Raw genomic sequence first — 25,980 nt, forward strand, 5'->3', positions numbered from 1 at the left:
AATAAATAACCTTCTGCTTCTTATCAACCATGAAAATAGTAATCATTGGCAACGGAATGGTGAGCTATAAGTTTTGTGAGAAAATAATCTCAAAGACACACACAACACCACCTCAGATCACGATATTTGGCGAAGAGCCCCGTCCAGCTTACGACCGTGTTCATCTAAGCGAATTTTTCGCCGGCAAAACTGCGGAAGACCTCCTCCTCGCCCCTGCCTCCTGGTACAGCAATAATAATATCAGGCTGCATACCGGAGACCCTGTTCAACATATTGATCGCGAAAATAAGACCGTTCACTCTTACAAAGGTATCAACGAATCTTATGATTTTCTCATATTCGCCACTGGTTCAGCTGCTTTTGTTCCTCCCATTCCCGGTGTTGACAAAAAAGGCGTATTTATATACCGTACCATCGAGGACCTGGAACTGATGCGCGACTACGCCCCCAAAGCAAAGCGTGGCGTGGTAATAGGCGGTGGCCTGTTGGGTCTGGAAGCTGCCAAAGCCCTGCTGGACCTAGGTATTCCTGACACCCATGTCATAGAATTTTCGCCAAGACTCATGCCCCGCCAGATTGATGATGCCGGCTCCCGCATTCTCCAATCCAAACTCAGCCAGCTGGGTCTGGAAATTCATACCAACAAGAATACCTCTATTATATTAGGTGATGATACCATCACGGGTTTACAATTTGCCGACGACTCCATCCTTGAGGCAGACATGCTTGTAATCTCTGCAGGTATCAAGCCCAGAGATGAACTGGCAAAACTGTGCGGTCTGGATACCGGCCACAGAGGCGGCATTGTAGTCAACGACCAGTTGCAAACCACCGATCCTGCCATCTTTGCCATTGGTGAATGCGCCTTACATAATGGTATGGTCTATGGCCTCGTTGCCCCCGGCTATGAAATGGCGGAAGTAGTAGCTTCTAACCTCACCGACAGCAACAAGACCTTTACTGGTTACGATATGAGCACCAAACTCAAGCTCATTGGCGTAGATGTTGCCAGCTTCGGCGATCCTTTTACCGGCCGTCCGATTGTATATGAAGACACCATGAAAGGCATCTATAAACGTATCAATGTCTCTGACGATGGTAAAACACTGATAGGCGGTATTCTCGTTGGCGAAGCGGAAGCTTACAACATGCTCCTGCAAACCGCTAAGAACAAAGTGGTTCTGCCCCCTAATCCTGAAGATGTACTGCTCGGCGCCCGCGGAGGCAATACTGAAGCAGGTGCCGGGGTATTGGGTCTGCCTGACGAAGCCATCATCTGTAGCTGTGAAAGTGTGACCAAAGCCACCATCTGCCAGGCAGTAGAAGCAGGTAATGAAACACTGAATGATGTAAAGAAATGTACCAAAGCTGGTACCTGCTGTGGAGGTTGTGTGCCTATGGTCAAAGACCTCATCACCTCTACCATGAAGGCACAGGGCAAATATATCCGTAATGTGCTCTGCGAACACTTCCACTATTCCCGCCAGGAACTGTACGACCTGATCAAAGTAAAACACCTTTATACTTTCGATGAAGTACTGGACACTTACGGTCATGGCGATGGCTGCGAAACCTGCAAACCCGTAGTTGCCTCCATCCTGGCCAGCCTCTGGAACGAACTCATTCTCGACAAAGGCAATGACACCGTTCAGGATTCCAACGACCGTTTCCTCGCCAATATCCAGAAAGGTGGCACGTATTCAGTGGTACCCCGTATTCCCGGTGGCGAAATCACACCTGCTAAATTACTGGTCATCGCACAAGTGGCCCTTAAATACAATCTCTACACCAAAATTACAGGTGGTCAACGTATAGACCTGTTCGGAGCTCACCTCAGCGATCTGCCTTCCATCTGGGAAGAGTTGATCGCTGCGGGCTTCGAAAGCGGCCATGCATATGGCAAAGCACTGCGTACAGTAAAAAGTTGTGTAGGTTCTACCTGGTGCCGTTTTGGTCTGCACGACAGTGTAAGCTTTGCTATTCAGATAGAAGAACGCTATCGTGGGTTGCGTGCGCCACATAAAATTAAATCAGCTGTATCGGGTTGTATCCGTGAATGTGCTGAAGCCCAGAGCAAAGACTTCGGCATTATCGCTACCGAAAAAGGCTGGAACCTGTATGTAGGTGGCAACGGCGGTTCCAAGCCACAACACGCCATCCTGCTGGCTTCGGACCTGGATAGCGACACCTGCATCCGCTACATCGACCGCTTTCTCATGTTCTATATCAAAACTGCCGATCCACTTACCCGTACAGCTACATGGCTCAACAAACTGGATGGTGGCATCACCTACCTCCGCAATGTAGTCGTGAATGATAGTCTGGGTATCGCAGGCCAACTGGAAGCAGAAATGCAATCCCTCGTAGACAGGTACAAGTGCGAATGGAAAGAAGTGGTTGACAATCCAGAACTCCGCAAGCGATTTAATCACTTCGTAAACGCCCCCGGCGAAAAAGATCCTACCGTAAAATTTGATCATCTCAGAGAACAAAAAAAAGCTGCCGAATGGAAGTAACAACCAACACTCAGAAAGATTGGGTACTCGCCTGTCACACCACCGACGTGCCTGCTAACGGTGGCGTATGTGTAAAACTGGGCGATGAACAGATTGCCCTGTTCCACTTTGCCCGCCGAAACGAATGGTATGCTACCCAGAACCTGTGCCCACATCGCCAGCAGATGGCCCTGAGCCGGGGTATGACCGGCACGCAGGAAGGAGAACCCAAAGTAGCCTGCCCCTTTCATAAAAAAACATTCTCGCTGAAAGACGGCCGTTGCCTCACTGATGAACATGAGTGTAACATCACAACTTACCCCGTGAAAGTGGTAGAAAATAAAGTATTTATAGGAGTTTATAATCCGGCGATGGTTATGTAAATTACGATAGAACCAGTCGTGTACTGAATAATAACAGTGTAACAATCGTAATTCACACCACTCAACCAAAATTTATGAAGCTACTGTTCCGCGCCGGGGCATTCTCCATCGTACTAAGCGCTATCTCCTACCTCCATGCAGATGCGCAGTTTTCTATAGGGGCTCAATTAAGAACACGCACGGAATATCGTGATGGACAAGGGGCCCCACTACCACAGGGATCAAACCCCGCCGTCTTTACATCTCAGCGTACCCGTCTCATGGCAGGTTTTTCCGGTTACCGTTTCAAACTGGGTGCTACTATCCAAGATGTAAGAGTATGGGGACAGGATGTATCACTGATCAACCGCACTACTACCCAGGACCTCAATGGCCTGATGGTACACGAAGCCTGGGCAGAAGTAATGTTGCTCGACACCGTTTACAAAAACAAAGCCCTGAACCTAAAGGTCGGCAGACAGGAAATTGCCTACGACGATATGCGGTTACTGGGGAACCTGGACTGGCTGCAACAAGGTCGTCGCCACGATGCAGCTATCCTGAAGTATGAAACAGGCCCTTTCCAGTTACACCTGGGTGGCGGCTTTAATCAAAACAAGGAAAACAGCACAGGAACCATCTACAACGAAACGCCTCCTGGCAACTACACAGCTACCACCAACGCAGGTACCATGTATAAAGCCATGGAATTCCTCTATGCCGGTAAGAAATTTAAGAAGGGCAATGTATCGTTCCTCTTCTTTGCCGACCAGTTCTCTAAGTATCACATCGATACAGTGGCTGGGGTAGCGACTAAAACATACGAACAGGCGACCTACACCCGCATGACCACCGGACTGTTTTACACCAACACGTTCAACAGGTGGACGGTGACAGCTTCGGGTTATTACCAGTTTGGTAAAGGTGCCACTGGCCTGAACCTGCGTGCAGCTACCCTGAATGGTAACTTCATGTACCAGGTATCCAAACCATTCAGCGCAGGTGCTGGTGTAGACTTTGCCACAGGTGGCACGTCGTCGGACGGCAAGACCAGCAATGCCTTTGACTTCCTGTATGGTACCCCGCATAAATACTGGGGCTATATGGACTACTTTTATGTAGGCAGTCCGTTTGGCAACAGGGGCTTACAGAACTACTATATCAAAACGAAGTTCAAACCAAATACCAAATGGACACTCACCGGCGATATTCATGAATTTCTTGCCAGCAGTGAGATCCCGGGGTATGACACCCGCCGTTTTGGGGAAGAGCTGGACATCGTAGCCAACCTTGCCCTGACGAAGGTAGTCAGCTTCGAAGGTGGTTATAGCCACTTCTGGAGCACCAATGCATTAACATCCGCAGGCGTTAAAAATGTTGCAAACGCTAAGAGCAATAGTAACTGGGCTTACTTAATGATCATCATCAAACCGGATTTTATTTTCAAGTAAAGGATTAGGATACATCGTTCGCCAGCCATAGCTGAAAGTACGCTTTCAGCTAAAGGGCACCGCCATGCCATCACTCAAATAAAAAACTCATTGCACTATGTCGCAAAACAACCAGCTCAAAACCCTCCCGCTGTTCTCACTGAATAGCATTAACATGCGCACCTTTCACATTACGTGGCTCATGTTTTTTGTTTGCTTCTTCGGCTGGTTCGGTCTTGCACCGCTCATGCCCACCATCCGTGAAGACCTGGGTCTCTCTAAAGCACAGGTAGGCAATATTATCATCGCATCCGTATCGGGTACTATACTGGCCCGCCTTATCATCGGTAAACTCTGTGATACCTGGGGGCCTCGTAAGACGGCTATCCGGCTGCTGATCGCTGGTTCATTACCGGTATTTTTGGTAGGACTGGCCAGAGACTATACTACTTTCTTACTTTTCCGCTTAGCCATCAGTGTGATAGGCGCATCCTTCGTAGTCACACAGTATCATACTTCCATGATGTTTGCTGCGAATATCAAAGGCACTGCCAATGCAGTAACCGGTGGCTGGGGCAATCTGGGTGGTGGAGTGACGAACATGGTGATGCCGGTTATCTTCGCAACCATTGTGGGCCTGGGGTTCACAAAATCTGAAGCTTGGCGGTATGCAATGATCCTTCCCGGCATCATGATGCTGATCGTAGCCTTCCTCTATTCACGCTATACAAAAGATACACCTGATGGTAATTTCGATGAGATAGACCATCATGCGAATAAAACAAAAACTGATTATTCCATCCTTGCTGACTGGCGCATTTGGGCATTGACATTGGCATATGCGATGTGCTTTGGTATGGAGATCACTTTTGACAATGTGGCTTCATTACACTTTGTTGACACGTTTCATTTATCACAGAGCAGTGCAGGTTTCTGGGCAGGCGTGTTTGGATTCATGAACCTATTTGCCCGTGCCATGGGGGGGATCGTATCTGACAAAGTAGGTGCCCGCTTTGGTCTCAAAGGCAAAGGCCGTCTGCTCGCCATCGTATTATTACTCGAAGGCATTGGCCTGTTGCTCTTTGCACAGGCTGGTAATCTCACATTAGCGATCATCTCTATGCTCACCTTTGCGCTCTTCCTCAAGATGGCCAATGGTGCTACTTACGGCATTGTACCTTTTATCAATGAGAAAAACATTGGACTGGTCAGTGGTATCGTAGGTGCAGGGGGTAACCTGGGTGGTATGCTCTTCGGCTTCCTGTTTAAGTCTGAATCGATCTCCTATATACAGGCATTCACTTACATTGGCTACATCGTAATTGGTGTATCGCTCATCGTGATGCTCACAAGATTTATCAGTAAACCAGCGAAATCATGGCTTCATACAAAACAACCTGTTGCTATTGCGGAGTAGGATGTGGGATCATCGTGCACCAGGACAGGCAGGGAAAGATCCAGGTAGAGGGAGATAAAGATCATCCTGTAAACAGGGGCATGCTTTGCTCCAAAGGGATGAACCTTCACTATACTGTGATGGATACCAGCGACCGGTTGCTCTACCCTGAGATGCGCTACAACCGCCACTTACCCAGGCAACGCGTATCGTGGGATCAGGCGCTGAATCGCACTGCTGCCGTGTTTACAAAAATCATTCAACAATATGGCCCGGATGCAGTAGCCTTCTACGCATCCGGGCAATGCCTTACAGAAGAATATTATGTTGTCAATAAACTCATCAAAGGATTCATTGGGAGTAATAACATAGATACCAACTCACGCCTTTGTATGAGCAGTGCCGTTGCTGCTTACAAACTGGCGTTGGGCGAAGACAGTGTACCCGGTGCTTACGATGACCTTGAACTCGCTGACTGCATCTTCGTAGCTGGTGCGAACCCTGCATGGTGTCATCCTATTTTATGGCGACGTGTAGAAGCTGCAAAAGCTGCTAATCCTGATTTGAAAATTATCGTCAGCGATCCCCGTGTTACACAGAGTTGTGCTACGGCAGATCTGCATTTGCAGATCCATCCCGGTACCGATATTGTATTACATCATGCCATTGGTCGTGTATTAATAGAACAGGGGCATATTGATCCTCTATTCATTCGCGATCACACAGATGGTTTTCAACAATACCGGGATATCGTAATGGAACGCAGCATAGCCAGTGCCGCCGAAATTTGTGATATACCTGAAAGTGCTATCTACGAAGCAGCGTCCCTGATTGGGAATGCGACCGGATTCATGACCCTCTGGACCATGGGCCTTAATCAAAGCGTAGTTGGTGTGCGCAAAAATCTCAGCCTGATCAATCTTCATTTGATTACAGGACAGATAGGCAAACCCGGTGCAGGACCTTTCTCTCTCACAGGTCAACCCAATGCTATGGGAGGCCGTGAGGTAGGTGGCTTATCCAACCTGCTGCCAGCACATCGTGTATTGGATAATCCTGCGCATCGCAAAGAAGTACAAGCGTTCTGGGGTGGCGTGCCGCTCTCAGAAAAACCCGGTCTTACCGCCACCGAGATGTTCACAGCGCTCAACGATGGTACACTAAAAGCCATCTGGATTATGTGTACAAATCCGTTGGTAAGCTTACCTGATGCACGATTAGCAGAAGCAGCCTTAAAGAAAGCAAAGTTTGTAGTGGTACAGGAAATATCCAATCGTCCTGAAACCCTGCAATATGCTGATGTGATCCTTCCCGCCGCTGCCTGGACGGAAAAGGAAGGCACTATGACGAATGCAGAACGCCGCATCAGTTATCTCCAAAAACTCACAACGCCTCCCGGCGAAGCGCTGCCTGATTCAGAGATCATCTGTCGCTTTGCAATCAAGATGGGCTTCCATGGTTTTGACTATGAAAATACTGCCGCTATCTATGATGAGCATTGCCGCCTTACAGCGGGTACCAACATCGATGTAAGCGGCTTAAGTTATACCACCTTACAGGAAAAACGCACTGTGCAATGGCCTTATCCACAGGGAGCAAAAGGCTTTGGTACACCCCGTCTTTTCACAGATCATACTTTTTATACCAAAACCGGCAAAGCAGCGATTCACTCCTTTCCGGACGGGAATAATTCTACCCCTCCTGATCCTGAGCTACCGCTCATTCTTACCACAGGCCGTATCCGCGACCAGTGGCATACCATGAGTAAGACAGGGAAAGTGAGCAAACTAAAACAACACATTCCAGCACCACTATTGGAGATCCATCCTGACGATGCAGCAGAAAGAGACATCAAAGCGGATGATATCGTTGAGATTTACAATGCTAACGGCAACGTCCGTGTGAAAGCACAGCTCAGTACCAATATCAAGAAAGGGGTGGTCTTCCTGCCTATGCACTGGGGCAAGACACTCAACAGTGATCTGAACAGGGCAAACAATCTGACCCATACGCTGGTAGATCCTATTTCCAAACAACCTGACTTAAAATATACCGCAGTACAGGTACAGCGCTTTCAAAAGCCCACACAACGTATCATTATTATCGGTGCGGGTGCAGGTGCCTGTGGTTTTGTAAAGTCGTACCGGACGATGAATACGACAGATGAAATCACCGTATTCAGCAAAGAGAACTTCCCTTTCTATAACAGGGTCATGCTCCCTGATTATATCAGCGGTACCCAACAGTGGCAACAACTGGTAAAGATGACAGATGAAGAAGAAGCTTCGCTAAAAGTGAATCTGCTCAGAGGCATCAGCATCGTAGATATAGATCGCAGGCACCAAACAGTCACAGATAGCCTGGGCAATGAACACCAGTATGATATCCTTATTCTCGCGATGGGTTCAAGGGCAGCCATGCTCAAGGGTGTACCACCATTAAAAGGGGTATTCACTATGCGCAACAGATTGGATGCCGATGCATTTATCAAACATATCGACCCGGCCAAAGGAAAGGTAATGATAGCAGGTGGGGGGCTCTTAGGCATCGAACTCGCTGCTTCGCTCAGAGAGATTGGTATAGAAGTAGGTGTACTACAACGTACTTCCCGCCTCATGTCCGCACAACTGGACAAGCTGGGTAGTCAGTTATTATATGAAGAACTGACTGACAGAGGCATTGAAATATTGTACAATGATGAAATAGAGCGCTTTACAGGCATACAGGCATTAGATGGTATCCGGTTGAAAAGTGGGAGCCATGTACCTTGTCAGGCAGTCGTACTCTCTATAGGTACCACCCCAAATATAGAGCTGGCGCAGGCTTCACAGCTCACCTGCAATAGAGGAGTGATTGTAAATGATTACATGCAAACCAGTGATCCTGCAATATTTGCTATCGGTGAAATCGCAGAGTTCAAAGGCACGCTCTATGGTATTACAGCTGCTGCAGAGCAACAGGCGGCCGTGGTAGCGAAGTTCCTGAGTGGAGATATCAGCACTTATTATCAGGGCTCACTCTTCATGAACATCCTGAAGATGCATGGCACAGACCTTTGTTCCATGGGCACTGTAGAGACACCAAACGACCCTGCTTATGAAGAAGTTGTATTCATCGATAAGTCCAAGCGCTATTATAAAAAGTGTGTCATTCACAATGACCGGCTCATTGGCGCTATATTAATAGGTGATAAGTCAGAGTTCCTGGAGTTCAGGGACCTGATTGCCAATAAGATCGAATTATCAGAGAAACGATTAGCCCTGTTGCGGTCCAATAAAAAGGCGACTCCTGTAATCGGAAAGCTCATTTGCAGTTGTGGCAGTGTGGGAGAAGGGAACATCAAAGAGAAGATCAAAGAAGGAATGCACACGCTGGAAGGCATCTGTCAGGCTACAGGAGCAGGATCTGGCTGTGGTAGCTGCAAGCCGGAGGTAAAGGCGATCCTTGAAAAGGTACTACAACCATGCTAAAGAAAACACAGACTATACAGATCAATTTTACGGGGGGGATTATTTCTCCCGGCTACCTGCTGTCTATCTTAGAAATTGCGGAAACAGCAAAAATATCGGAGGTTCGTTTTGGACAGCGACAGCAATTGATCATAGAAGTATCTGCTCAAACGGCCTCATTATTCGCGGATCATGTCAGCACAACACCTAATATCATCAGCGCTTATCCAGCCACTGGTATCTTCATTTCCAATACCTGGCTCTCTGAAGGTATCTATAAAGATGTCTTTGAAATGCTGAACTGGGAATCGAAACTCAAGATCAATGTCTGTGATAGCCGCAATACCTTTACTCCTTTCTTTACAGGGCACCTGAACTGGATAGCAGGTACGCAACCCAATTACTGGCATTTAGTATTTCGCTATCCGAAGAGTAACCAGCTCTTTGCATGGCCGGAACAGTTGTACACAAATCACATCGGTGAATTGAGCAGACAGCTGGAAACACAGCTGCTTAACCATGAACCGATTCAGGGAGTGCCTGTAGAGAAAGACCTGCAATTACCAGACTTTCACCTGCCTTACTATGAGGGTTTCAATAAGTACGATCAGTATTACTGGCTGGGTATTTACCGCAGGAATGAATACTTCCCTGTTTCATTTTTGAAAGGGCTCTGTCATATCTGTCTGGAAACAAAGACAGGCCAGCTCTATGCTACACCCTGGAAATCATTGATCATCAGAAATATTGAGCAGGAGCACCGCCCGCTGTGGGATTATTTATTAGGGAAGTATGGCATCAATGTACGACATGCGGCCAATGAACTGAACTGGCAGATACCAGATAATAATGAAGATGCATTGGTGCTCAAACGCCACATCATCCGACATTTTGATAGTGCGGATGTACGTACCTACGGGCTTTGTTTCAGCGTAGGTCATCATTGCTTTGGGAGCATCGTCATCACACAGCAGGAGGCTAAATACAAGACAGTGCTCAAAGGACAGCTGCGTTACGATATCAGCTATACGCCGGACTTCAATCCCAATTCAGGCATCCTGATCAATTACCGGTCTGGTGTAGCCAAAGAACATCTGGGTCCTTACATCACTGCACTCTGCAAGTACTTCTACGAAAGACACAACACCAATGATCCGCTGCCGGGCTATGTTGCAGCGCATACAGTAGCTATACCACCTGTGGAGAAATATGTGCACCAGTGTCCTGCATGCCTGAGTATCTATGATGAGCAGATGGGGGATCCTGATCAGTCAATAGTGCCCAATACCCCATTTGAGCAATTGCCGGATCAGTATCAGTGTGCACTGTGCGAAGGACCCAAAGCGGATTTTAAACAGGTTTCTTATGCTACACTTACGGCATAACGGAATTCCCCGGGAGTTATTCCCTTGCTGCCGCTGGCGAAATCGGCGCTTTAACAATACATTTGCATCTTTCTAATACCACCACTCCCAGTACCTTCCACACCATTCTCATCCTTTTAGTGCTATAAAAAGAGTCAAAAAACCCTGATTTCACTACAAAATCCGATCATTAAGTATTATTTTTGCGCTGCAAATCGCGTAAAAATAATAATATGTCTCCTAAATCGGCGCCTGACATCGTACTGATCGGTGCGGGCATAATGAGTGCAACGCTAGGCGTATTGCTGAAAGAATTACAACCGGAGCTGACAATAGAAATCTTCGAACGACTGGACGTGATCGCCGGAGAAAGCTCGGATGCCTGGAACAATGCTGGTACAGGCCATTCTGCTTTCTGTGAGCTGAACTACACACCAGAAAAGAAGGACGGATCTATCGACATCGGAAAAGCGATCAAGATTGCAGAATCTTTTGAAATCTCAAAAGAGTTCTGGTCGTTCCTCGTGCAGGCAGGTTGCGTAAACTCGCCGGGCAATTTCATACAGAGCGTACCTCACATGAGCTTTGTATGGGGAGAGAACAACGTAGAATATCTCAAGAAACGTCAACAGGCGCTTTCTGCAAATAATCTCTTTAAAGGCATGGAATTTTCCGAAGACCCTGCGGTGATCAAAAACTGGATCCCCCTGGTAATGGAAGGTCGTGACCCTAACGAAAAAGTAGCAGCTACCCGTATGGAAGCTGGTACTGATATCAACTTCGGTGCCCTCACCCGCTCTCTCATTACTTATCTGCAACAACAACCTGGTGTAAATCTTCACCTCGAACACGAGGTGAAAGACCTGGAACAGGGAGAAGATGGCAGATGGAGATTGAAAGTGAAGGATCTGAAGAATGGTAAAAAAAGAACATTACAGGCGAAATTTGTATTCATCGGCGCTGGTGGTGGTTCACTCCCACTGCTGGAAAAATCTGATATCGTAGAAGGTAAAGGTTTCGGTGGATTCCCTGTAAGCGGACAGTGGCTGGTTTGTAAAAACCAGGCAATTGTTGAAAAGCATGCTGCTAAAGTATATGGTAAAGCGTCTGTAGGCGCACCGCCAATGTCTGTACCTCACCTCGATACACGTATGATCGATGGTAAGAAGGCATTGTTGTTCGGACCTTATGCAGGTTTCTCTACCAAGTTCCTGAAAAAAGGTTCCTGGCTGGATTTACCACGCTCTATCAAGTTCAATAATATCCGTCCGATGCTGGCTGCTGGTCTTGATAACCTTCCATTGACAAAATACCTGATTGACCAGGTACGTCAGTCACCGGAAGAAAGGCTGGAAGCATTAAAGGATTTTCTGCCTGAGGCGAAGATGGAAGATTGGGAACTGGAAGTAGCAGGACAGCGTGTGCAGGTGATTAAGAAAGATCCGGAGCATGGTGGGATCCTGGAATTTGGTACAGAAGTGGTAAGTTCGGCGGATGGTAGCATTGCTGCATTGTTGGGAGCTTCTCCTGGTGCAAGTACAGCAGTGTCTATTATGTTAGAGTTGATGAATAAGTGCTTTAAGAAGGAGTTGGCGACAGAAGCGTGGAGGAACAAGTTGTTGCAGATGATTCCTTCTTATGGGAAGAAACTGGCGGATGAACCTGATATGCTGGAACAGGTGAGGTCATGGGCGAATAATGTTTTAGAATTGAAATAAAACAATCATGAAAGAGGGAATTGAATTCCCTCTTTCATGATTGTTTTATTCTTTTTTATATCAAGGCCTGTTTTTCAACATAGAAAGACGGCCCCTTTTATTCATTCGATATAAAAGCCCCTACCATACTGCTGATATCTTCTGTACAATAGGTATTCTAAATATAGCATCTACTATTGGATCACATACCAACTGCCGCAACTTTTCTATACTGATACCCACCACAAACACTACGATCCCTACACCCAGCAAACTGCTGAATAATTTCACATCATTATGTATAATACTGTCCAGATACACCACAAAGTCCTTTATCACAAAACAAACATTGCGCTGCTCATGTATCAGATACGTTCCAAATACCAGCGTGGAGATTGAATTAATAAATCCACTTCTAATAGATATATTCCTGAATGTATAAAACAGGGATGCCGCTGCCAGGATGATGAACGGACTATTGTAGTTATACACATTCCATGCCGTATCATATTTCCCCATTCTGAATGCTGTATAAGCCAGTGCAAAGGTCACAAGACAGCACAGGATATACCACAACCAGGGCACTCTGATTACCGGCACATAATAACGACAAAAATAAGCCAGTATATAAATAAAGATGAAATTAAAGATCCCAAATCCCCGATCGGAAATGAAGTTCCCCGGAATGTATTTAATATTACAGAACACCAGCAGGATGAGAAGTATCCATATCAGCTGCCCTTTACCCATCGCATTCAGCCCTTTATTCAATATCGGAGATATAGCATACAACACTAAGAACACTGGGACAAACCACCATCCTTTATAAATAAAAAAGAACGTGGTAATAAAAGTGACCTTATCAAAAGGTGCCTGCCCTGTAACTACAAACAACAGGTACAATAGCACAGAATACACCAGTGCCTGGAAGAATAATGCAAAGAATGATTTTACTTTGAACCTGATCTGAAAATAGCCGGAGATGAAAACATAAGTGTTCACGGCCACAATCAGAAAACTATTCAGTAATAACTGGAACGCTGTAGAAGAAGTAGGGATATACCCCCCTGTGCCCAGCTCTCTCAATCTTAATCCTCTTGTCACCACATGATGCATTATGATCATAAACATAAGCAGTATACGCAATAGTTCAATATTAGAGTCTCGCTGAACTTTTTCAATTTTCATTGGAGCAGATTATTATTATGATGAATGTGAAAAACAAAAAAATAGAGGATATGGATATATCCCCTTTGTTTTAACCTTATCTTATTGTTTCTAAGAGACTTTTTTCACCTCAACCCCGCTGCCTTATATGGTATCCTCACTACCACACTCACACTCTTCCCAGGCTCTATCACCAAATCAAAAATCCCCTCATGCAACGCCGCCATATAAGACATCAAATAACACACTGGCTGGTTGAGCAATTCATTATCAGCATCCCTGAAATAATTTGCATAGAAATTTCCCCTGATCTCAAAATAGCTTTCTTCAAAACTAAATATAAGCTTAGGCAACTGATGGCTCATTGAATGCCGGTTCATCCAGAAATAAAGATTCAATACCAACTGACGGATCACAAACTCATCTATGTAAGCATCAATCCCTTTTATTACAGATGGTAGCTCAGTGACGGGTTGCAACGCTTTATTATATGGTTCATCTCGGATCAACTGATTCAAAAATAAATGCAGGCTCGTTTGCTTCCTCTTAAACGCAAAACTTTTGTTTAGCATATATTGTACTATCCGTACATTTTGCAGCTGGAAGTCTAATTCGATCACCTGCGACTTGACGGCCTCCGTCTGACGGGTTATTCTTCCTTCGACTTGCTTCCCATCATATAACGCGATCAGCTCTACGCTGGAAAGTATACTCGCTACAATGGATTTCAACTCGTGAAAGATGTCCTCAATAAGCCGGTTGTCCTCAAGGAAATTTTGTGCTGACACAGAAGTTTTCATTTACAACGCTGTTTACAGGCTTCCTAAAGTTGGTTGTCGGCTTATAATAATGCCGGAGTGTAAAACTAACACTTAATGCCTGTTATTTGCTATTAACATTATTACTTATATTAGTAAAATATAGCCAATCTGATGTTTTTTTTCAAGGTTGTATCATGTTAGCTATCAAATAGTATACAACCCAACTGCCTTTCACTATATTCAAAAAAAAGTTAAAATGCATTTTTATCACCTCTGATCGTATTAAACACTGTCAGGAAAATGATCTTCAGATCCAGAAACACAGACCAGTTTTCCATATACCAGATGTCATGCTCTATTCGCTTACTCAGATGCAGATCGTCTGTAATCTCCCCTCTGTAACCGTTTACCTGCGCCCAACCCGTAATACCCGGTTTTAAGAAATGCCTGATCATATACTTCTGAATAATCGCCGAATATTCTTCCGTATGTTTCAGCATATGCGGCCTGGGCCCTACGATCGACATATCTCCCCACAACACATTCAGGAATTGCGGCATCTCATCGAGATTCGTCTTTCTCATGAATTTTCCCAATCTGGTAAATCGCTTGTCATTTCTCGTAGCCTGCTTACTATTCGCATCGTTGTTTACATACATACTTCTAAACTTCAGACAACGGAATGTTTTGTTATTCCGACCAGTTCTGTTCTGGATAAAGAATACCGGTCCCCTGCTTTCCAGCTTCACCAGCAGCGCCAGTAAAGGTATCAGCCAGCTCAATAAAAAGACCGTCACCCCTAAGCTGAATATCAGGTCAAAGAAACGCTTCCTGATCCTGTTTGCAATATCATCCAGCGGCTCTGACCGCAGTGAAATAATAGGAATGTTATCCAGGTAATCAATGTAGATCTGCCTGTTTACAAACATCCTGAAATCAGGTACAAAGCGAAAACGGATAAAATGTTTCTCCGCTTCATGGGCCAATGTATACAGGTAAGGAAACTGCTCCGGTGATAAAGTCGAATAGATCTCCCTGATGTTATTTAACTGTGCATAATTGATGCACTCCTGCAAGTTGCCGATAACGGGATAATATGACAGCTCATGCACATTACTGTATTCCTCAAAATAACCCTCAAAACGGAGATTACCCTTTCTGCCCAGCAGGTTATCGACCAGTTGCTTGGAAAGGTCATTATAACCCACGATAACCACCTTCCGCTCGATTTCTTTCCGCCGCATCAGATAATGCGTCAGTATATAAAAGAAAAGCCTGTCTGCCAATACAATGATGAGGAAAAGCGAACAATAAGTGATGATGAAAATACGGTTATAGGCTTCTTTATTTAAAAATACAAATAACAATATTAAAAGCAGGTATAGCAAAATCCCCTGAATCGTTTTCCTGGCTATCTTTTCATAAGACATCTGCTGACTCAAAAAATAAATACCCGTAGTATACAACGCAATAACCCATGCAATATTTGAAGCGAGTAAAAAAGTATCTCTATCCAGGTGTACTGGTACCTCTTTTTGTTGTAACCAGTAAGAAACAAAGAAGAAAAAAGCATTCAGACAAAAGAAATCCATAATCAGGATCTGAATGCTGCATATTTTTAAATAACGGTTCAACATAAAAATAAGTTTTATCCTACTACTACATGTTCTTCGAATCGCCCCATAATCCTCCCTACTGCCAAATAATTCTCTGCATACGCTCTGCCGTTTCCTGCTATCACGCTCACATCTTCACTTACAGACCGCAGTATCCCTTCGTTGAGAGCCTGCTGATCTTCTGCATCAACCAGTATACCCATATTATGCGCAGACACCAGGTCATGCAAGCTCGTGCCGCTATTGGCCGTTATCAATGCCAGACCGCCCACTGCTAAAATTGTCGTAAGCTTGCTCGGCATTACCAGGTCACTGGCATTTGCTTTTTGTATCACAAGATGTACATCGGCCATATTCAGGAAGTGATTAAACCGCTCAAATGGTTGCAAAGGAAAAAAGATCACATTCTCCAATCCCATCTCCTGCGACTGCGACACCAACCGCTCCTTGTAAGGTCCTGACCCACAGATCAAAAATTTCAGATGTCTGTCTCCTCTCAACGTCTGTGCGGCCAGCAGAATGGATTCCAACCCCTGCTTCTCCCCGATCGCACCTGAATACAAGACAATCTTATCCGTCGCGGCAAAGCCGTATTCTGTTTTCAACAACAACCGCTCTTCAATAGGATGAAACTTGTTTACATCCACCCAGTTCGGAAAGAAAAAAATATCTTTCTTCGCCTTTTCCCGGATCTTCTTCATCATACCATCCGAAATACTGCCCACCATATCTGCCTGTCTGAAAATATACCGCTCCATTTTGAAGAGTATATTGATCAGCTTTGGCGAAGCTATCATCTTCAGGTCTCTCGCTGCCTCTATCTGCATATCCTGTATATGATAGAACACTTTCGCACCTCTCAGTTTCTTGTAGATCACCGCCAGCAATCCCAGATGGAAAGGTGGCACTACCGTAATCACGACATCATACTTCTTCCGGGGCAACAACGTCAGCAACTTAAAAAATGCAGATACGGCAAATGAAAAGTCGAGCATGATCCTCGTTTTGCCCGTAGGCTTTGCCGGCACATATTGCGGACATCGGTATACCGTCAGGTTGCCCTGCTTCTCTTTCGTATACCAGTTCTTTTTCCTGTCGTAAGGAGGCTGCACCTTCCACTCCGGGTAATAAGGGTAACTCGTGATCACTGTACAATCATATCCGTTCTCTGCAAGCCATTTCATCATCTCACCATTGTATTTCCCGATCCCGGTAGGTTCCGGTGAAAAGTTCCCACCTATCAATAATATTCGCTTGGACATAACTATACTAAAATCTCTCTTTTTCGTACTGAAATAGCAGGGTTCCCTGCATAAACAAGCCAGGCATCCATATCCTTCGCTGCGACTGACTTCACTGTCAGCACCGCATGGGAGCCACATACTATACCTGGACACACTACTGACTGTGCCCCGATCCAAACCCCATCTTCTATCCTGATACCACCCAGTCTGTAAGGAAAATCACTGCGTTTGTAATCGTGATTACCCGTCAGTAACATCGCCCCTTGCGATATACACACATGATTGCCGATATGCACCTCATCCAGATTGTCGATCCACACACTCTCTCCAATCCAGCAGTGATCGCCAATCTCCAGCTTCCACGGATATTTGATCCTCACCTTGGTCTTGATCACAAGACCTTTGCCCACCTTCGCGCCAAATGAGCGCAACAGCATCCGCTTAATACCATAGGGCCATGGCAAAGCACTGTTAAAAATGTAATAGTTAACCAGGTACCATAATCCGATTTTCCACTTGGGTCCGGCTGCATAGTTACCTGTGTTAAACCTGGATAGATCTGTGTTCATCGGTGTATGAAGTATTTGATTTGTTTTGAAAAAAGCGGCATAAATAAACTCCAGCTATAGCGCCAGTCGTATTGAGCAGTACATCGTCAACATCAGCGACTCCACTTTCTGTATAATACTGTATGATTTCAATGGCAAGGCTTAACAAAAAAGCTAATACGGCTATCTTCAGTACACTCTTCATATTGAATACCTGCATCATCACATATGCAAAAGGCAGGAACAACACGATATTGCCAAACAGATTGCCGAAGAAAAAGAAAGCATGGACTAACCACGTACCTCCATGTGTGTCAAACAACTCCTTCACACTATCCACGATCGGGTGTAATCGCAATCGCTCTGCATCTGACAACTTCACGCCTTTTCTCCACGGCGCCCAAAACACGATATAAAACAGCCCCACGAAATATGCAACACTATAAAAGATCTTTTTCATTAATTAAGCACGATATTATAATCCTCCTTCAACACAGCGAGCATCTTCTCCTTCCCTTTATCCCCATTCAACTTTCCTTCAAACTCTTCCAGGTTCACATCTACCAGTAAGCGATACCAATACCCCTGCATAAAGTGAAACACAAATCCATGATACCCGTCCATAAATCCGAATCGTAAAATGTACCTGTACATGAAGTAAAAGGAAGCCCGCATACCCGGTGATAAAGAAGAATATACCCGCTCCTTCAGGAACCGTTTTCTCTTCGCCTGCGTGCTCTCCATTTCCAGCAATCGCTTATCTGCACTCAGCAGGCCGTATTTAATATTCAGCAGGTCTACCATCTCACGGATGGCATAGTTATTATGCTTGTTCACCCACCAGTGTATCGCATTCAGGTTGTAATCCACTATGTGCTCTTTGAACTGCGCTGTCTTTCCTTCGGACAGTACAATGTGTTCATCCATCCAGCGCTGCTCTATACTGCCTATTTTATTTCGCCAGATGCGTAGCAGGTTGTGTGGATAGAAACCACCATGTTTGATCCACTTGCCTTTGAACAATACCTTTCTGCGGATGTATACACCACTCACTTCTGTTGGCAGTCCCTGTACTTTTTCATTGATCTCTGCAATCAATGCCGGTTCCAGGTATTCATCACTGTCCATGCGCATTACCCACGAAGCTTTGGTACCACAGTTATCCAGTCCCCATTGAAACTGCTGTGCATAATTCACCCATGTGTGCTGAAACACCTTTGCACCATAGCTCTCTGCAATCGCTACCGTACCGTCCGTAGAAAATGCATCTACGATATAAATCTCATCTGATACCTGTCGCATACTTTCCAGACAGCGACCGATATGCTTCTCTTCATTGTATGTAAGAATAATGACTGCCAGATCCATATTATATTACCTTTTTCGCTGTTCCTGAACTTTGATACAAGGTGACATAATCACCTGCCAGCTTGTTCTCATTAAAATCCCTGTTGATGATATCCTTCGCTGTAGCCGTAATGCGGTTGCGTTCCAGCTTATCGTTGTAAGCCAGGGTCAGCTTCGCTCTTACCTCTTCAATGTCTTCAATACCTGTAATCCATCCCAGCCTGTTTTGTTCTACATAGCCGGACAATCCCACATTGTTACTGATCAATACCGGTGTACCTACATACAAAGACTCGATCACTACGATCGCAAAGTTTTCATTGTGCGAAGTGAGGGCGAACAAATCTGTATTTGCAAGGAAAGGGAATTTCGTTTCTGAATTCTTCCAGCCTACCCACTCTACATGATCTTCCATGTTCAGTGTAGCAACCATCGATTTCAGTTCTGCCACATACGCTTCCTCACCTGAACCTGCTATTTGTAATTTGTAATTGAAAGGCACTTTAGATAAAGCAATGAGCAGAATATCCAACCCCTTCTTAGGATCTACACGAGACAAAAAGCTAATAGTAAATACTTCATTCTCCTGACGGGGACAGTCTACCACAGGGAGGTCTACCAGATTAAAGATCTTTGCCCCCTGCCAGCCGTTATTGATGCGCAGGCACTCATTCCACTCCATAGGAGAAGAAGTATGCAGATAAGTATGCTTAAGTAAACTCTTGCCGATTACATTGTGCAATACCTTTTTCTTTGCCTGGTTCTTAGCCGTCAGTACATAATCGCAGAACATACCATGCGGAGAAAGTACCTGTTTGATGCCTCTCAGTCTGCACATGAGCGAAGCGCCTAATACAAGGAAACTCCACCATGAATGAATATGTACCACATCAAATGACTTCGCTTTTTTCCACGTATGTTTCCACAAAGCAGGAGATACATGTGTATGATCGCCTGTTATTCTTGGAAAGTAATACACCGTTACACCATCCACCTGCACAGGCGTCTTTAAAGGCACCTCTAATTCCTGATGACCGTTTGCAGTGGTAGTGAATACAGTCACCTCATGCCCAAGGCTTACCAGTCTCTCAGCCAATCTGGCGATCACTACAATGGGCCCGCCGTATATAAAAGCCGGCTTGTAAGAAGGAACAATAAATAAGATTTTCATCATGATGCATTTGCGCTGATCACCGGCATGGCAACAGCTGCTTTCTTACGTTTTTTTATCAATAAGGGCATAGCCACTCTTTTCTGAAAATGTATTTCTAACAGGTAAGCCATCACTAAAGTCAGTCCTGTAAAACAGATCCATGTCAGTGCACCGGGTCCCATGTAGTGCTTTACCAAACCTCTAAAGGCCATAACTTATTTTGCGTCTTCATGTAGTACAGGCTTGGGTGAAGAAATATGTCGGATGGCGGTCACTGCATTATCCGCCATTGTATCCATGGTTAATTCTTTCCTTACATAAGCGCGGGCATTCTCGCCCATTCTGCCTATTTCTGTTTCTGTAGAGAGCGACAATACATCTACACACTCCGCCATGCTCTCGAAGATCATTCCATTGTGACCGTGTCTGATATAACTGTATTCCACACATTGCAATACAGACTCAGAACGTTTGAATGTAAATACCGGCTTACCGTAAGACATCGCTTCCACAATAGATAAGCCTACCCATCCCGGCTGAAAATAAATATCCGCCATGCTGAACAACTCATCCTTCACCTTTCTGTCATACAGGGCACCAAAGTCATGTACATGTGTATATTGGGTAAAATCCGGCTTCAATCTGCCATCACCGATGATCACAAATGCGAATCCTTCGGGTGACAATCTTTCTATCAGCTCTACCAGCAGATCTACCCGCCTGCCCGGCTCATTGAATCTTGCACAGTAAATGAGCACACGCTGCTGGGTAATACCATATCTTTCTCTCAAAGATTGCTTATCAGGCATGTTCAATTCGAGAATGGCATCCACACCAGAGATCGTATTATTCAATGCGTGTCCGTTCATCTTCGGCATAAAGGTTTTCCACACTTCCAGTTCTTTCTTTGTATAGAACCACACACCATCAGACAAGCCAATCATCCAGCGCAGTAACAGGTGCGGTTTCTTTTCTTCCTTCACATATCGCTTTACAGAAATCCCATGTCCCCACAACACAATTTTTTGTTTGATGAAAGGCTTCAGTAACAGGATCAGCCAGGTACTCAGGTGACCAAAGTTCAGCATCAGCACCAGCACATTGTATTTCCTGTTCAGCAACGGAAAAGGATTGTACAAAACGAAAGGTCCTTTCATAAATGCACGCAAAGGAATAATGCAGGTATTTCCCTCTTTGAAATGATGCTTGCCAATATCGGCCTGCTTCTCATAACAATAAAGGTCCATTGGCAACTGCTCCTTCAGCATGTTGAAAAACTCCTCCCTGTAATGAGGTATATATGGTTGCAAAATGCCAATCATGTTAAAAGTTTAATTGCCCATCAGGTACTTTCTCAAAATGTCATTCTTCGATAAGATCTCAGACACACCAAAGCTGAGCAGGTAAGTCACAATAATGGATCCCAATGTCAACGCAAGTCCCTGTACAGGATGATGGATGAGCTGCATGCCTGTTTTAATCCCTTCCAGAAACACGCCGTGTATCAGGTAAATGCCCATTGAATTTCTGGACAATGCCATCATACCCGGATAACTACCATTTATCTGGAATAGCAGCAATGGAAACAACACCGCTACAAAAGCCAATCCTGTCAATACATGTGGCATAAACAGCTGTGCAAAAAACAACGCCACCGCCCATATCGGTACCAGTATGTGTAAGCTGGTGCCATACTTCTCTTTCACCTTTTCATAGTTGATGTAAAATAACATCCCTATCGATGCTGAAATCAGTGAAGGCACGAAGTACAACAGGATATGCCTGGTGAACCAATCGGCCTGTTTGATATCAGCAGGTGTATACCATAACACAACAGCAGATATGCACACAATACAGAAGATGACCACATTTGCTATCTTCCGGTTTCGCACAGCCACATTCAATAAAGGAAAGAACAGGAGACTGAGGTAGAAAAGGTTTGGCAGGTACCACAACTGGTAAGAACTACCTTTGAACACGAACGTCTCTATCCACTTCATTTCAAAAGGTTCGTGTATAAACCTTGCTTTAAAAATTCTAATGCCCAGGTAAATCAGTGTCCACAAAAAGAAAGGAATCATCAGTCGCTGGATGCGGGTCACCAGCATTTCTCTAAAGTTTCGGCGACCCTTTCCGATGATCTGCCAGGCAAAGAGGAACATTGAAATAGCGATAAATACCGGTACCGCATAAGCATTCAACGGGTTCAACTTTTTCGTCAAGATACTGCCGGCACAGCCATGTATCCATACAACACTAAAAGCGGCGATAGGTCTGATAAAATCAAACCCCGTAATGTGCTGCCTGTCGTTCATGTGCGGGGGTTGTGTCTTTTGATTTAATAATATCACTTACATCGAATCCATAAATTTGCCTGCTGCCTTCATGAATGGAATCAAACGCTACCATGGTACCGTCTCCTTTCCATCTTGGGTGCAGATCACAGTGCAGACCACTGCGGGTGAAAGCCATCTGCTGAGGAGAGAATGCTTTCAACACCGTCTTTTCCACACCTTGCAGGTATGGCATAGATTTATCGAGGTCAGGCTGCTGATCCAGCATTTTATAAGTGCCAAGATCTATGCGTCGTTGTGTACTGTATTGGAATAAAAATAAGGTGCGGATACCTTCGCTGTTGGGATAGGTATCACAGATCATCCAATCCCTGTTAGCAGGACAGAACATCGGATGCCCATCTTCAGTAATTACATCCTTTGCCAGCAAAGAGTGCGGCGCACCTTCTGCATCTGAAAACAACAACCAGTTGAAACCTGGATTACTGTTCACACCTGGTTTAGGTTTATATAAGATCTTCTTGATTATTTTTTTCGCCCGGCCTACCAAACCAGTTGGGAGCATTCGATATAACAATGAACTACGCAGTTTTTCCACACTACTACCTGTACGTCCCCATATAGCAATATGGTTATCATCCTGCCAGTCAAAGTGGCTCAGAAAGCCGGTTGCCAGGCAATGCAGTTCAGAGCCATCCGTATTGATAGTCATGAGGCGCGTGGTCTCACCACCATCTTTCAGTTTATATCTGTGCAAAAAGCAAACACGTGTCTGTGAAGGGTTCAGCAACAAGTGGGTGAAGTAATGGTTATTCCCCAGGTTCGCATTCATCTGGTAGTTCGCTACCTCTGCTACAGAGATGATCATCTCTTCTTCCCCTGTGTATACATTGTGCTTCACGATACCAGAGTCTGCAGGTGCATCTTCATCTGCATATGCATCCGGCAAACCGGTGTAACCATAACCACCTACTCTGAACAACCGCGCATAGTCCAGACCAAACGCCCAGCCATCATCTGTAATCACATGGGTAGGAAATTCCAATGGTGTACATTCACCTGTCTTTGTATTATAGATTTTAGAACGCCATGCATGATTGATCTTATCATTTACAATGAAGAGATCTGATTTACCAATCCACTGCTGGCGTGCACCCTGTGGATAATTGTATGCATAAGTTTCTCCCATTTTATGATACTTCCCTTCCTTGTCCAGGTAACCGATATCACAGGGTACATCAGGATTTGGCGGTGTTAGCATATCATCGATCCTTAATGCGAGTAATTTATCGCCAGCATAGTTCCATGCGATCAGGTCATGGAAACCGAAATAAAAGTTTCCTTCTCCCTTAGAAAGTAAAACAGCTTTATGCATACATCGGTTCTTTTTGTAGTATCCAGTTGGAAAATTCACGGGAACGGGTTGTCCAGCTATGCGCTGTAACATCCAATGGCACACGCTCCAGCTGCTGCCGGACAAGCCCCGTAATCAACTCTGCCAGGGAACCCGGCTGAGTATTGTCGAAGTAGTACCCTTCGTCACCAAATATCTCTTTCGGCTCACCAATATTGCAGGTGAATACCGGTTTATGAAAAGGAATATACATGTAGATTTTGCTGGGACAACGCGCCCAATCCTGTACCGTATTGTTCAATGGAGAGATGAATGCATCTGCCAGTTCGAAGTAAGAACTCAGCATGGTTTCAGGTACATAACCCAGGAACTCAATGTATTCTTCAAGGCCATTCGCTTTCACATATGCTTTCGCTTCATCCAGATGCCTGCCTCTACCCAGCAGCAATAACTTGATATCGGGGGTTTCTTTCACTGCTTCCTTCACTGCTTCCAGCATGGTGAACAGACCATAGTTCTTCGTCATTGTTCCCATATAAATGAGCACCGTTTTCCCTGCATACTTTGCCTGCAGTTCATCGAGGTGCAGCCTGGGTGCGTCAATTACTTCTGTACTGTAAGCATATGGAGAGTACAGCACAGACAAACTGCGACGCATGAATTGTTTGGATCTCTTACGATAGAAAGTTTCGAGATAACGGCTGGCACAAATCAGCTTATCTGCATATACCACAGACAGTGATTCGATAAAGTGTGCCATGATCTTCTTCAACCCTTTATTATCAGGAATACCTGATTGTAGTTCAGAGTGTTCAATCACCATCTGCGGGTTGAAGCCCAGTGCGCTTTTTCGTATCCAGTTACGGAATCCAAATGAGCAGAAATAAATATAATCAGGACGAATCTCTTTCAGCAGCATGATTTTTTGTTCCACCTCACCATTCATGTTGGCTGGTTTATAAAAATATACAGCTACATCAGGGCCGCATTCTATGCTGGCTCTTTCCCTGTTCTCAGCACAGTCCATCGCAATGATGGAGACCTCCCATCCCAGATCAGCTAATGGATTGGCCATTCCCAGGGCGCGCTTCATAGTAGCTATCGTCGTGATATCCCCCGTTGTCAGGAAGCAGATCTTCTTCTTCATCGTCTTCTTCGTTTTGTATTGAATGGTAAATGGTAAGTATAAATCCGATTATCAATGGCAGCGTATTTCGGATATGTGGCAAAGGTGAAAATGGGAATACCCAGAGTAGCTGAACCGTAAAGTATACAAGGATCGGGTAGTAAGGTGTCTCCATAGCCCGCTCATTCATGATGAGTGAAAACGCCCGTTTCATGACCAACCAGAAGATGTAGAAAATACAGAGAAATGCAATGATACCTCCATACAACCAAGCCCCCAATAATATAGAGTGACTGGGTATCACACCGCTGTTATTAAGTGCCTCCATACGACTCCTGTCTCTGTCAAGATCTTTAAACATCAGACTGCGGTAATGATTGTTCTCATCTACTGCCCAGGAGCCATGTCCCAGCCAGGGTGCATCTTTTATAGCTTCGATGGCTACAAAAAATTCCCCGCGCCCCTGTCCGATCAAAGCAAATGGATTGTAAGGATTATCTGCTTGTGACAGCTGATCATCGGCATGCTTACCACCAAATTCACCAGACAATACCGCATTTACATAAAATATATACAGTATCTGGAAAAAAATGCCCGCAAAAATGGTTAAGCCAATTTTCCTGGCTAGAGTCATATGCATAAGTACCCTGCGGAAGTGAATGATTAATCCCCCAAAAAGGAAGAACATCCCGTTCGAACGAAAGTCCAGTGCCACATTTGTAAGTCCATAAGCCATAATAATGGCTACGGTGAGCACATCCTTTCGCTTATTATACGTGTAAAACGTAATGATTAAAATAATATAGTTGGTAATTGGTGCAATCCTGAACTTAAATACCGAATAGTCCTCCATCATAGAAGAGGTATCCTGCTCCAGACTCGAACTGCCAAAGAGAATCAACCTGACCACCTCGGCACACATAAAGGCGATAATGATCCGGGGCGTATCGTCGAACATCCTGAACATAAACGTAAAAACCACTAGAGATACCCCAATCGCCGCCCAACCTCTTAGCATATTGTTCACGCTATTGTTGTTAATCACATCGCTCAACATTTGTATGGCCAGGAATATCAGCAAAGCTCCCTGTATTCTTTTCACGTCAGGATTATTGCGGTATAACTGACGGATACGGCTAAAAGAAAGAGAATTGAGACCTGCATATATCTCACTCAT

General features: G+C 45.0%; 21 protein-coding genes. 7 read left to right on the forward strand and 14 right to left on the reverse strand.

The genetic code is table 11. From position 1 onward, the window contains the following. Window positions 1-29: 29 nt before the first annotated feature. The 7 genes from nirB to BW716_RS11825 all read left to right on the forward strand — a co-directional run bounded on the left by nirB (window position 30) and on the right by BW716_RS11825 (window position 12,214). Window positions 30-2,516 carry a nitrite reductase large subunit NirB gene (gene nirB, locus BW716_RS11795; RefSeq protein WP_083722754.1) on the forward strand — a complete coding sequence of 829 codons (2,487 nt, stop codon included), beginning with the start codon at window positions 30-32 and terminating at the stop codon, window positions 2,514-2,516. Further along, window positions 2,507-2,878, forward strand: a complete 372-nt coding sequence (gene nirD, locus BW716_RS11800) for a nitrite reductase small subunit NirD (RefSeq protein ID WP_083722755.1) — start codon at window positions 2,507-2,509, stop codon at window positions 2,876-2,878. The genes nirB and nirD overlap by 10 nt, the downstream gene beginning before the upstream one ends. Before the next feature lie 74 nt (window positions 2,879-2,952). Continuing rightward, window positions 2,953-4,308 (forward strand): alginate export family protein, encoded by a 1,356-nt coding sequence (locus BW716_RS11805; RefSeq protein WP_083722756.1) that lies wholly within the window; start codon window positions 2,953-2,955, stop codon window positions 4,306-4,308. 97 nt (window positions 4,309-4,405) lie between these two features. Beyond that, a complete protein-coding gene (locus BW716_RS11810) occupies window positions 4,406-5,704 on the forward strand; it encodes an MFS transporter (protein ID WP_083722757.1) in 1,299 nt (432 codons plus the stop codon). After that, the gene (locus BW716_RS11815) at window positions 5,665-9,153 is read left to right on the forward strand and encodes a nitrate reductase (RefSeq protein ID WP_083722758.1); all 3,489 of its coding nucleotides are present in this window, start codon (window positions 5,665-5,667) and stop codon (window positions 9,151-9,153) included. The genes BW716_RS11810 and BW716_RS11815 overlap by 40 nt, the downstream gene beginning before the upstream one ends. Then, window positions 9,147-10,517 (forward strand): rubredoxin domain-containing protein, encoded by a 1,371-nt coding sequence (locus BW716_RS11820; RefSeq protein WP_083722759.1) that lies wholly within the window; start codon window positions 9,147-9,149, stop codon window positions 10,515-10,517. Before BW716_RS11815 ends, BW716_RS11820 begins: the two co-directional genes overlap by 7 nt. Window positions 10,518-10,699: 182 nt before the next feature. Beyond that, window positions 10,700-12,214, forward strand: a complete 1,515-nt coding sequence (locus BW716_RS11825; protein ID WP_255373870.1) for a malate:quinone oxidoreductase — start codon at window positions 10,700-10,702, stop codon at window positions 12,212-12,214. A 120-nt stretch (window positions 12,215-12,334) separates the two neighbouring features. Here the strand turns inward: BW716_RS11825 and BW716_RS11830 are convergent, their stop codons facing one another. The 14 genes from BW716_RS11830 to BW716_RS11890 all read right to left on the reverse strand — a co-directional run bounded on the left by BW716_RS11830 (window position 12,335) and on the right by BW716_RS11890 (window position 25,980). Then, on the reverse strand, window positions 12,335-13,381 hold the full coding sequence (locus tag BW716_RS11830) for an acyltransferase family protein (RefSeq protein ID WP_083722761.1): 1,047 nt from the start codon (window positions 13,379-13,381) through the stop codon (window positions 12,335-12,337). A gap of 104 nt (window positions 13,382-13,485) precedes the next feature. Then, window positions 13,486-14,160, reverse strand: coding sequence for a hypothetical protein (locus BW716_RS11835; protein WP_083722762.1), 675 nt, complete (start codon window positions 14,158-14,160; stop codon window positions 13,486-13,488). Window positions 14,161-14,372: 212 nt separating this feature from the next. Continuing rightward, window positions 14,373-15,758: an undecaprenyl-phosphate glucose phosphotransferase gene (locus BW716_RS11840; RefSeq protein WP_083722763.1), complete on the reverse strand. Its 1,386-nt coding sequence runs from the start codon at window positions 15,756-15,758 to the stop codon at window positions 14,373-14,375. Between the two features lie 11 nt (window positions 15,759-15,769). Continuing rightward, the gene (locus BW716_RS11845) at window positions 15,770-16,999 is read right to left on the reverse strand and encodes a WcaI family glycosyltransferase (RefSeq protein ID WP_083722764.1); all 1,230 of its coding nucleotides are present in this window, start codon (window positions 16,997-16,999) and stop codon (window positions 15,770-15,772) included. 2 nt (window positions 17,000-17,001) lie between these two features. After that, the gene (locus BW716_RS11850) at window positions 17,002-17,550 is read right to left on the reverse strand and encodes a WcaF family extracellular polysaccharide biosynthesis acetyltransferase (protein ID WP_083722765.1); all 549 of its coding nucleotides are present in this window, start codon (window positions 17,548-17,550) and stop codon (window positions 17,002-17,004) included. Continuing rightward, complete coding sequence (locus tag BW716_RS11855; protein ID WP_083722766.1) at window positions 17,525-17,989, reverse strand: VanZ family protein; 465 nt, start codon at window positions 17,987-17,989, stop codon at window positions 17,525-17,527. Before BW716_RS11855 ends, BW716_RS11850 begins: the two co-directional genes overlap by 26 nt. Next, window positions 17,989-18,897 carry a glycosyltransferase family 2 protein gene (locus BW716_RS11860; RefSeq protein ID WP_083722767.1) on the reverse strand — a complete coding sequence of 303 codons (909 nt, stop codon included), beginning with the start codon at window positions 18,895-18,897 and terminating at the stop codon, window positions 17,989-17,991. The genes BW716_RS11855 and BW716_RS11860 overlap by 1 nt, the downstream gene beginning before the upstream one ends. Before the next feature lies 1 nt (window position 18,898). Then, window positions 18,899-20,050 (reverse strand): XrtY-associated glycosyltransferase XYAG1, encoded by a 1,152-nt coding sequence (locus BW716_RS11865; RefSeq protein WP_083722768.1) that lies wholly within the window; start codon window positions 20,048-20,050, stop codon window positions 18,899-18,901. Continuing rightward, complete coding sequence (locus BW716_RS36140; RefSeq protein ID WP_143708832.1) at window positions 20,047-20,241, reverse strand: hypothetical protein; 195 nt, start codon at window positions 20,239-20,241, stop codon at window positions 20,047-20,049. The genes BW716_RS11865 and BW716_RS36140 overlap by 4 nt, the downstream gene beginning before the upstream one ends. 3 nt (window positions 20,242-20,244) lie before the next feature. Next, window positions 20,245-21,351 carry a glycosyltransferase gene (locus BW716_RS11870; protein ID WP_083722769.1) on the reverse strand — a complete coding sequence of 369 codons (1,107 nt, stop codon included), beginning with the start codon at window positions 21,349-21,351 and terminating at the stop codon, window positions 20,245-20,247. Window positions 21,352-21,360: 9 nt separating this feature from the next. Then, complete coding sequence (locus BW716_RS11875) at window positions 21,361-22,344, reverse strand: acyltransferase (RefSeq protein ID WP_083722770.1); 984 nt, start codon at window positions 22,342-22,344, stop codon at window positions 21,361-21,363. Beyond that, on the reverse strand, window positions 22,313-23,698 hold the full coding sequence (locus tag BW716_RS11880) for a hypothetical protein (RefSeq protein WP_083722771.1): 1,386 nt from the start codon (window positions 23,696-23,698) through the stop codon (window positions 22,313-22,315). Before BW716_RS11880 ends, BW716_RS11875 begins: the two co-directional genes overlap by 32 nt. Continuing rightward, window positions 23,691-24,824 (reverse strand): glycosyltransferase family 4 protein, encoded by a 1,134-nt coding sequence (locus BW716_RS11885; RefSeq protein WP_083722772.1) that lies wholly within the window; start codon window positions 24,822-24,824, stop codon window positions 23,691-23,693. The genes BW716_RS11880 and BW716_RS11885 overlap by 8 nt, the downstream gene beginning before the upstream one ends. Next, window positions 24,733-25,980 (reverse strand): hypothetical protein, encoded by a 1,248-nt coding sequence (locus BW716_RS11890; RefSeq protein ID WP_083722773.1) that lies wholly within the window; start codon window positions 25,978-25,980, stop codon window positions 24,733-24,735. The genes BW716_RS11885 and BW716_RS11890 overlap by 92 nt, the downstream gene beginning before the upstream one ends.

Origin of the sequence: [Flexibacter] sp. ATCC 35208, assembly GCF_001975825.1 — a bacterium.
GTDB lineage: Bacteria > Bacteroidota > Bacteroidia > Chitinophagales > Chitinophagaceae > Chitinophaga.